The organism is Bradyrhizobium sp. (assembly GCF_047605465.1).
Classification (GTDB): Bacteria; Pseudomonadota; Alphaproteobacteria; order Rhizobiales; family Xanthobacteraceae; genus Bradyrhizobium.
Window position 1 is genome coordinate 18,725 of the sequence record NZ_JASGFS010000074.1, and the last position, 9,206, is coordinate 27,930.

At 66.1% G+C, this 9,206-nt stretch carries 12 protein-coding genes; 1 reads left to right on the forward strand and 11 read right to left on the reverse strand.

Annotated elements, in window-relative coordinates:
* Positions 1-34: 34 nt before the first annotated feature.
* Positions 35-1,477, forward strand: coding sequence for a homospermidine synthase (locus tag QM712_RS32045; RefSeq protein WP_415027156.1), 1,443 nt, complete (start codon positions 35-37; stop codon positions 1,475-1,477).
* 111 nt (positions 1,478-1,588) lie between these two features.
* On the opposite strand, the gene QM712_RS32050 is transcribed toward QM712_RS32045, so the two are convergent.
* The 11 genes from QM712_RS32050 to QM712_RS32100 all read right to left on the reverse strand — a co-directional run.
* Positions 1,589-1,927: a hypothetical protein gene (locus QM712_RS32050; RefSeq protein ID WP_415027166.1), complete on the reverse strand. Its 339-nt coding sequence runs from the start codon at positions 1,925-1,927 to the stop codon at positions 1,589-1,591.
* Positions 1,928-2,028: 101 nt separating this feature from the next.
* Positions 2,029-2,748 carry an MgtC/SapB family protein gene (locus QM712_RS32055; RefSeq protein WP_415027157.1) on the reverse strand — a complete coding sequence of 240 codons (720 nt, stop codon included), beginning with the start codon at positions 2,746-2,748 and terminating at the stop codon, positions 2,029-2,031.
* 26 nt (positions 2,749-2,774) lie between these two features.
* Positions 2,775-3,794, reverse strand: a complete 1,020-nt coding sequence (locus QM712_RS32060; RefSeq protein ID WP_415027158.1) for a WD40 repeat domain-containing protein — start codon at positions 3,792-3,794, stop codon at positions 2,775-2,777.
* Complete coding sequence (locus QM712_RS32065) at positions 3,794-4,846, reverse strand: CobW family GTP-binding protein (protein WP_415027159.1); 1,053 nt, start codon at positions 4,844-4,846, stop codon at positions 3,794-3,796. The genes QM712_RS32060 and QM712_RS32065 overlap by 1 nt, the downstream gene beginning before the upstream one ends.
* 54 nt (positions 4,847-4,900) lie before the next feature.
* Positions 4,901-5,764 (reverse strand): metal ABC transporter substrate-binding protein, encoded by an 864-nt coding sequence (locus QM712_RS32070; RefSeq protein WP_415027160.1) that lies wholly within the window; start codon positions 5,762-5,764, stop codon positions 4,901-4,903.
* Between the two features lie 6 nt (positions 5,765-5,770).
* Positions 5,771-6,640, reverse strand: a complete 870-nt coding sequence (locus QM712_RS32075; protein WP_415027167.1) for a metal ABC transporter permease — start codon at positions 6,638-6,640, stop codon at positions 5,771-5,773.
* Positions 6,640-7,395: a metal ABC transporter ATP-binding protein gene (locus tag QM712_RS32080; RefSeq protein WP_415027161.1), complete on the reverse strand. Its 756-nt coding sequence runs from the start codon at positions 7,393-7,395 to the stop codon at positions 6,640-6,642. Before QM712_RS32080 ends, QM712_RS32075 begins: the two co-directional genes overlap by 1 nt.
* A 2-nt stretch (positions 7,396-7,397) precedes the next feature.
* Entirely contained in the window at positions 7,398-7,622 is a 225-nt protein-coding gene (locus QM712_RS32085) for a hypothetical protein (RefSeq protein ID WP_415027162.1), read from the reverse strand.
* Between the two features lie 43 nt (positions 7,623-7,665).
* Positions 7,666-8,166, reverse strand: coding sequence for a hypothetical protein (locus QM712_RS32090; protein ID WP_415027163.1), 501 nt, complete (start codon positions 8,164-8,166; stop codon positions 7,666-7,668).
* On the reverse strand, positions 8,163-8,774 hold the full coding sequence (locus tag QM712_RS32095) for a permease (RefSeq protein WP_415027164.1): 612 nt from the start codon (positions 8,772-8,774) through the stop codon (positions 8,163-8,165). Before QM712_RS32095 ends, QM712_RS32090 begins: the two co-directional genes overlap by 4 nt.
* A gap of 219 nt (positions 8,775-8,993) precedes the next feature.
* The coding region (locus QM712_RS32100) for a superoxide dismutase (RefSeq protein WP_415027165.1) at positions 8,994-9,206 on the reverse strand (213 nt) is incomplete at its 5' end.

A 9,206-nucleotide genomic window follows, 5' to 3' on the forward strand; every position in this document is an offset into this window, starting at 1 on the left:
ACCTGGACCTTAGACAGTCTCCTGGAGATACTTGATGAGCCCCTCCTCGCAGATCCTCGCAAAGATTACCGGCCCCATCGTCATGGTCGGCTTCGGCTCGATCGGCAAAGGCACGCTGCCGATGATCGAGCGGCACCTCGATTACGACAAGTCGCGCATCACCGTGATCGATCCCAAGGACGAGGGCCGCAAGGCGCATTGCGAGAAGCAGAATGTGCGGTTCATCCAGAAGGCCGTAACCAGGGACAATTACCGTGAATTGCTGACCCCGCTGCTCACCGAAGGCGGCGGCCAGGGTTTCTGCGTCAATCTCTCGGTCGATACCGGCTCCACCGACATCATGGAGCTCTGCAACGAGCTTGGCGCACTCTATATCGACACCGTCAACGAGCCCTGGCTCGGCTTCTATTTCGATGCCTCGAAAGGCCCCGAAGCGCGCTCAAACTATGCGCTGCGTGAAACGACGCTGGCCGCCAAGAAGGCACGCCCCGCGGGCTCGACGACCGCGGTCTCCTGCTGCGGCGCTAACCCCGGCATGGTCTCCTTCTTCGTCAAGCAGGCGCTTCTCAACGTCGCCGCCGACCTGAAGCTCAACGCTCCCCGGCCGAAGACCAAGGCCGAATGGGCGGACTTGATGCGGCAGGCCGGTATCAAGGGCATTCACATCGCCGAACGCGATACCCAGCGGTCCAAGACGCCGAAAGAGCCCGACGTCTTCGTCAACACCTGGTCGGTGGAAGGCTTCCTCTCGGAAGGCGTGCAGCCGTCCGAACTCGGCTGGGGCACCCATGAGAAATGGATGCCCGAGAACGCGCGCACCCACGAAGCCGGCTGCGGCGCCGCCATCTATCTGATGCAGCCCGGCGCCAACACGCGCGTGCGCACGTGGTGCCCGACCCGCGGCGCGCAATACGGCTTCCTCGTCACCCACAACGAGTCGATCTCGATCTCCGACTACTTCACGGTGCGCGATGCGTCCGGCAAGGCGATCTATCGGCCGACCTGCCATTACGCCTATCACCCGGCCGACGATGCCGTGCTGTCGCTGCACGAGATGTTCGGCCGCGCCGCGAAGATGCAGGAGAAGCATCACATCCTCGACGAGAACGAGATCGTCGACGGCATCGACGAACTCGGGGTGCTGCTGTTCGGCCACGACAACAATGCCTATTGGTACGGCTCGCAGCTCTCCATCGAGGAGACCCGCAAGCTCGCGCCCTATCAGAACGCCACCGGCCTGCAGGTGACCTCCGCCGTACTCGGCGGCATGGTCTGGGCGCTGGAGAATCCGAACGAGGGCATCGTCGAGGCCGACGAGATGGATTTCGATCGTCTGCTGGAAATCCAGATGCCCTATCTCGGCCCCGTGAAGGGTTTCTACACCGACTGGACCCCGCTCACGGACCGCCCGGGACTGTTCCCGGAAGACATCGACACCAGCGACCCCTGGCAGTTCCGGAACGTTCTGGTGCGGTAGACGCTGCCCTCATGCCCGGGCTTGTCCCGGGCATCCTCCGACGAGCCTGGCGCTGGGTCGAAACGTGAATGGCCGGGACCAGCCCGGCCAGACGCAGCGAGAGAGCTTTCGCTATTTCTTCTCGATCGGGGGCGCGACCTTTTCGGCCGGCGCCGGCGGAAGCGCCGGCTTGGCGGCGCCCGCCGCGCCTTGGGTCTGCGGATCGGGCCGCGCGGGCTCGGGAGCCGGCGTGGTCGGCCGGTCGCCGCCGGGCTTTGCCTCGGCGGGCGTCTTGTCCTGATCGTTGGACGGCGTGCCCTGAAGCGGCTGTGTCGCCTGCGCCAACTCCGTGCGGCTTTCGGCTCGAATTTGAGCGAGGGACACCACCGACACCAGAACACCCGCCGCAAAAAGCGAGCAGGCGATTGTCAGGTCGAGCTTCGGATTTCGCTTGTCGTTGTGGCCGGGCATGTCGATCACCGCCTTTTTCCGCGGAATCAACGAAGCTGGGGCGCGCGGGTTCCGTGGCCGAAGAGGCGGGAACCGCGCGGTCGCGCGTCAAGAGGCCGCGTCTATTCCGTGGTGTTGACTTCCCACGTCGCGTGGCGGACGCCGGGCAGATGCTGCAGATCGGTCGCCACCGCATTCAGCTCGTTTGGATCAACCGCGGTCGCCACCAGCTTTGCGACGATCTCCAGGAGGTCGTCGTCGCCGATCTCGACCACGTCGACATCGGCCACCGGATATTTGGCGGCCTCGAGCTTGTCGACGAGACGGTCGCGCATGTCGGGCAAGGCTTCGGTCGTGACCGCAAGCTTGAAATAGTAGGTCGCCTCCAGCGCCTGGACGTTCAGCGGAATGCGGTTGATGGCATTGACCAGCGGCCGCAGCAGCGTGTTGCCGGCGATCACGAACACGGTCAGGGCCGCGGCCTGGGCGACCATGTCGGCGCCGGCGCACGAGCCGACGGCCGCCGAGGCCCACAGCGTCGCGGCGGTGTTGAGCCCGCGGACGTCCATGCCCTGCTTCATGATGACGCCCGCACCAAGGAAGCCGATGCCGGACACGACGTAGGCGATCACGCGCACCGCGCCGTCGGCACCATCCAGATGCATCGCCAGATCGACGAAGGCGGCGGCACCGACCGCGACCAGCACGTTGGTGCGCAGGCCCGCCGTGCGCTGCCGGTATTGCCGCTCGGCGCCGATCAGCGTTCCCAGCACGAAGGCCGTGAACAGGCTGACCAGCGTGTCCAAGAAATCGGCCAGCTGGAAGGTCGTCAGAAACCGCATGGCGCCTCGCTACGGCGAACCCGACTCTAGAGTTCGAGGAGCCCTGCCTCGCCCGATTCATCGGAAAAAGCAAGCAGCGTACCCTTGGCGTTCCAGGCGAGCGCGGCCACGGGGGCCGAGCCGTTGCGACGGACCAGGATCTCCGCGCCGTCCTCCATCCGCACCATCAGTACGGTGCCGTTGCTGTAGCCCGCGGCGAAGATGTCGTTCTTCGGATGGCAGGCGACCACCGCGACACGCGCCTGCAATGGCGCGAGCATCGCGGGCTCCTTGCCCATCGGGCCGTCCTTGCTCGCGAAGGGCCACAGGATCACGGTGTCGGCGCCCGAGGTCGCAAGCGCCTTGCCCCCCGCGCTCCAGGACATCGAGCGGACGCGGCCGGGATAGCCGGTCATGCGCATGTGCTTGTTGTCGGCGAGCCGCCAGCCATGCAGCGCCGGCTCGTGCATCGAGGTGACCAGAAACTTGTTGTCCGGGCTGAAGGTCACGCCGAGATGCGAGCCGGCCCAGGGCAGGAATTCGGCCGTGGCCGCCATGTTGGGAAACCACAGCGTGGCCCCGTTGTAATGGGCGATCGCGAGCCGCAGGCCCTTCGGCGCGAATGCGAGGCCGCCGACGGTCGAAGGCACCTCGATCGATTTCTCCTCGAGCTTGCCGCTCTTGACGAAGGCGGTCTTGCCGGCCGACCAGGCGAAGGCGCCGTCCGGATGCAGCGCCACCGCATCGATCCAGCGCCGTTTCGGATCGGTGGCGAGCAGCGTGACCTCGCCCTTGGCATTGAGCGAAACGACCTTGCCGTCGTCGCCGCCCATCACCAGGCGCTTGCCGTCGGAGGCCGACGAGAGAATGCCGCCGCTGTGGACGGCGACGGTGGTGATCTCGCCCTTGCCGTCGACGAGCGCCACATTCTCCTCGGCGCCGACGAAGGCGGCGCGGTCGGCGAGAAAATGCACCGACGTGACGCCCATGCCGAGCGCGACAGGCTTGACGCGGTCGGTGACGGAGACGATGGAGGCGGAATCCGGAGCCGGCGTGAACTCTGTCATCACGAGACGATGCAGCTCTCGAAGCCCTTGCGAATGGTCTCCTCCGGCAACTCGCGGCCGATGAAGACGAGGCGGCTTTCACGCGGCTCGCCGTCCTTCCACTTCCGCTGGTGATTGCCCTCCAGCATCATGTGCACGCCCTGGAAGACATAGCGGTCGTCGTCGTCGTGGAAGGCCAGGATGCCCTTGGAACGCAGGATCTTCTGGCCCTCGACCTGAACCAGGTTCTGGAGCCAGGGCATGAACACGTTGGGATCGAGCGGCTTGTCGGTCTTGAGCGACAGCGACTGCATGTCCTCGTCGTGATAGTGCTTCAGACCATGGCCGTGATCATGGTGGTGATGATGGTCGTGATCGTGATGGTGGTGATGATCGTGGTCGTGGTCATGATCATCGGCCTCCAGGAAGGAGGGCTCGATGTCGAGGATGCGGTCGAGGTCGAACGCACCGCGGTCGAGCACGTCCGCCAGCGCCACCTGGCAGCGCTCGGTCCGGTGCAGCTTCGCATATGGATTGATGCCGCGGATGCGGGCCTCGACCTCTGCGAGCTCGGGCTTGGAGACGAGATCGGTCTTGTTCAGCACGATGACGTCCGCGAAAGCGATCTGGTTCTTCGCCTCGGGCGCATCCTTGAGCCGGTCCGACAGCCATTTGGCGTCCGCGACCGTGACCACCGCATCGAGGCGGGCGTTCTTCTGCACGTCCTCGTCGACGAAGAAGGTCTGGGCGACCGGCGCCGGGTCCGCGAGCCCCGTGGTCTCGACGATGATGGCGTCGAACTTGCCCTTGCGCCGCATCAGGCCGTCCATGATGCGGACGAGGTCGCCGCGCACGGTGCAGCAGATGCAGCCGTTGTTCATCTCGAACACTTCCTCGTCGGCGCCGATGATGAGGTCGTTGTCGATGCCGATCTCACCGAATTCGTTGACGATGACGGCGTATTTCTTGCCGTGGTTCTCCGACAGGATGCGGTTGAGCAGCGTGGTCTTGCCGGCACCGAGATAGCCGGTCAGGACGGTCACGGGAATTTTGGGGGCGGTCGCTTCAGACATAACAACTCCGACATCGGCTTATCCGCGCGACGCGAGGCGGGGTAGCCCCCTGCCCTAGTGGTCAAGCGCGCTGGTCAGGGCCTTTATATTGTGCCTGACCATGTCAATGTAAGTGGGGGCAGGCCCCTTTTCGCCCGTCAGACCGTCCGAAATCAAGATCCCGCCGACCTTGGCCCCGGTCTCCGCCGCGATCCGCCGGATCAGCCGGTCGTCGCTGATATTCTCCAGGAAAACGGCCGAAATCTTCTCGGCCTTGATCTGGCCGATGATGGCGGCGATGTCGCGCGCGCTGGGCTCGGTTTCCGTGGAGACACCCAGGGGAGCCACGAACTGGACGCCATATTCGGCGGCGAAATAGCCGAAGGCGTTGTGGGTCGTGATGACCTTGCGCCGCTCGGTCGGAATCGACGCCACGGCATCGCGGACCTCCCGGTCGAGCGCTTCGAGCTTTTCCAGATAGGCCTTTGCCTGGGCGCGGAAGAAATCCGCGTCCTCTGGGCCGGCCGCGACCAGCGCATCGGCGATATTGGCCACATAGATCTTGGCGTTGACGACGGACTGCCAGGCGTGCGGGTCGGCGCCAGAGCGAAGCTTGAGCGGCGCGATGCCCTTGCTGGCGGTCACCACCTCGGCCTTGGCGCCGGAGGACTGCACGAGCCGCGGCAGCCAGCCTTCCAGGCCGAGCCCGTTGACGATGACGAGCCGTGCCTCCGCGATCCGCTTCGCATCGCCCGGCGCCGGCGTATAGACGTGTACGTCGCCGTCGGGGCCGACCAGCGTCGAGAGGTTGACGCGGTCGCCTCCGATGATGCGGACGAAATCCGCAACGATCGAGAAGCTCGCGACGACATTGAGCCGTTCGGCAGCAGAGAGCGGCGACGCGGTCAACAGGAGCACACAAAGAACGATAAGCCGCATCACGCGTCACGCTTCCAGATGTCGGCCGGGGAACAACTGCCTGACGACACCGCCGACGCGGCCGAACAGGACCGAAACGATGTAGAGCACCGTCGCCACGAGAATGATCGCCGGGCCCGGCGGCACGCGGGTCTGGAACGACAGCACGAGGCCGGCATAACCGGAGACGGCCGCAGCGACGACGGCGATGCAGATCATCGCGGTCAGGTCGCGCGACCAGAACCTGGCGATGCCCGCGGGCAGGATCATGAGCCCGACCGCCAGCAGCGTGCCGAGCGCCTGGAAGCCGTTGACGAGGTTGATCACGACGAGCGCGAGGAAAGCGAGATGCGCGGGGCCGCCGGCCCGGCTCACGGTGCGCAGGAACAGCGGGTCCACGCTCTCGATCACCAGCGGCCGATAGATCACCGCCAGCACCAGGAACGTGATGGTGGCGTTGAAGGCGACGACGAGCAGCGTCTGGTCGTCCATCGCGAGGATGTTGCCGAACAGCACATGCAGCAGGTCGATATTGGTGCCCTTGATCGACACGATGGTGACGCCCAGCGCCAGCGAGGCGAGATAAAAGGTCGCGAGTGAGGCGTCTTCCTTCAGCCCTGTGGAGCGGGAGACGACGCCGGACAGGATCGCGACCGTGAACCCGGCGATCAGGCCGCCGGCGGTCATCGCGAACAGGTTCAGGCCGGACAGCAGGAAGCCGACCGCCGCACCGGGAAGGATCGCATGCGCCATGGCGTCGCCGACGAGACTCATCCGCCGCAGCATCAGGAAGACGCCGATCGGCGCACCGGCCAGGGACAGCGCGATGACGGCGGCGAGCGCGCGCCGCATGAACTCGAATTCGGTGAACGGACCGATCAGCACGTCGGATAGCATCACGCAGCCTGCGAACGTCCGTCATCGTCGGCGCAGGCCGCGGCGGTGTCGTCGAAGGCCTCGCACATCCGCATCGCGACCATGAGGTTCTCCGGGGTCAGAACCTCCGCCGTCGGTCCCCACGCCACAGGCCCGCGCGCCAGCACCAGCGTCTGGGTGAAATGATTGCGCACCATCTCCATGTCGTGCAGAGCGGCCAGCACCGTGCGGCCCTCGCCGTGCCAGCGCTTCACCAGTTCCAGCAGATCGGCCGTGGTCTTGCTGTCGATGGCATTGAAGGGCTCGTCGAGCACGATCAGGCTTGCATCCTGAAGCAGCACGCGCGCGAACAGCACCCGCTGCATCTGGCCGCCCGACAGCGTGCCGATCGGGCGGTTCTCGAAGCCGCTGAGACCGACGGCCGCGATCGCATGAAGGATCCTGTCGCGCGCGGCCTTGCCGATGCCGCCGAACAGGCCGGTCCCGCGCCACAGCCCGGTGCCGACGAAATCGAATACCGAGATCGGAAAGCTGCGGTCGATTTCCGCGCTCTGCGGCAGATAGGCGATGTCCCGGCTGTCGAGACCGCCGAGATGGATGCTGCCGTCGAGCGGCCTGAGGATGCCGACGATGCCGCGCAGCAGCGTCGATTTGCCGGCGCCGTTCGGGCCGATCACGGCGACCAGCGAACCGGGCGCGACCTCGCCATCGAGGTGATGAACCGCCGGATGGCGGTCATAGCCGAGCGTGACGTTGTGGAAGTGCAGCGCCGCCATGGTCACCTCATCGCCAGCCAGACGATGCCCCAGAGCACGGCGCAGACGGCAAGGGCCGCCGAAAGGCGGGCGGCCAGGGTCATGCGCAGGATCGACCAGGGCGCAGCCTGGGCCGGATGCGGCGCCGTGACGCCATGGACGTGGGCATGCGCGTGATCGTGCCCGTGGGAATGGGCATGGTCGTGCGAATGACCGTGATGGTGGGCGTGGGACGCGGCGGGAACCATGGCGGGACGTTACATTATAACATTACGCCTGTCCACGTCCGGCTCAGGGCTTGCCGATCACCATGGCGATCGCCGCGGCGACGAAGGGAAACGGCAAGGAGACCGCACAGCGAAACCAGACGAACCGGGCCGGCATGAACGGGATCTCCCACAGGATCACCCGCTGGAAGGCGAACAGCGCCCAGGCGACGACATAGGCGACCACCTGGGGCACGCCGCCGCCCGACTTCAGGGCGACGGTGCCGATGGAGAAGCCGATCACCGGGCCGCCCGGCGTGGCCGCGCCGGCGACCACGGCGGTGGCGACCCCGGCCCAGCCGCTGTCCGGTCCGAGCCAGCCGGTGATCATCTCCTGCGGGATGATGGCGGCGATGTAGCCGGAGCCGATCACGCCCAGCGCGATCCGCGGCACGATGTTGATGAAGTCCATCGAGCCTTCACGGAGCGAGGCCGCGAACACCGGCCGACCGCGGCGAAAGGCGATCAAGCCGACGCCGAGTACCGAACCCCACAGCAGGATGTCGATCAGAAGCGCGGCGCTCATCGCGCGTCCTCATCGCCTGCGCGCTTCGGATAGATCCGGACATAGACGAAGCGGCCGAGCGCACCGGCGAGCACTGGGAGCGGCAACGAGATGACGATCCGCCACAGCGTGAAGTCCGTGCCCATGATCGGGATTTCCCAGGCGACTGCCCGGCCGTAGCCGATCAGCGTCCAGCTCACGACCATGGCGATGGTGGCGCCGAAATCCGCGCCGACCGCCAGCAGCGCGCTCGCCACCGGATAGGCGGTGAAGGGGCCGCCCGGCAGGATCGCGCCGAAGGCGGTGCCGATCAGCAGGCCCATCAGGCCGGATTTCGGTCCGAGCGAGCGCGAGACCTTTTCGTGCGGCAGGATTTCGGAGATGAACGCGCCGAGCAGGCAGCCCGCCAGCACGCGCGGCAGGATGCCGCCGAACAGCGAGAGATCGTGGGTGAGGATCTCCAGGACGCCGTCGGCGCCGTCACGCCGCCAGACCAGCGCCACGCTGATCGCGACCAGGGCCGCGATGATGATCGTCGACCAGCCGATCGGCTTGCGCGCGCGACCCGGCCGCGGCTCGGACTCCGCGTCCTCGGCAGGTGCCGGGTCTTTCGAGGAAGGTTCTGACAAGGGGCTAGGATCGGACCGGTGGGATGCCCGTCCTGATTAAGGGCGCCGCCGACGCGATGCAAACGGAACGATGACGGATCTGCGCGCTCATCGCGCAGGGACGGCCCGATGAATTCCGCGCAGCAAAAAAGGCGGCCGCGCGAGCAGCCGCCTTTTTCGATTCCGTGCGGAGAGGGATCGCGGGTTCACGCTTCGCGCGCCCGCGATGGCTCCGGATGCTTACGCCTTGTCGAACAGGGACTCGACGTATTCCCAGTTCACGAGGTTCTCGACGAACGCCTTGAGATAGTCGGGACGGCGGTTGCGATAGTCGATGTAGTAGGAGTGCTCCCAGACGTCGACGCCGAGGATCGGCGTGCCGCCATGGACGAGCGGGCTCTCGCCGTTCGGGGTCTTGCTGACGGCGAGCTTGCCGCCCTTGACCTCGAGCCA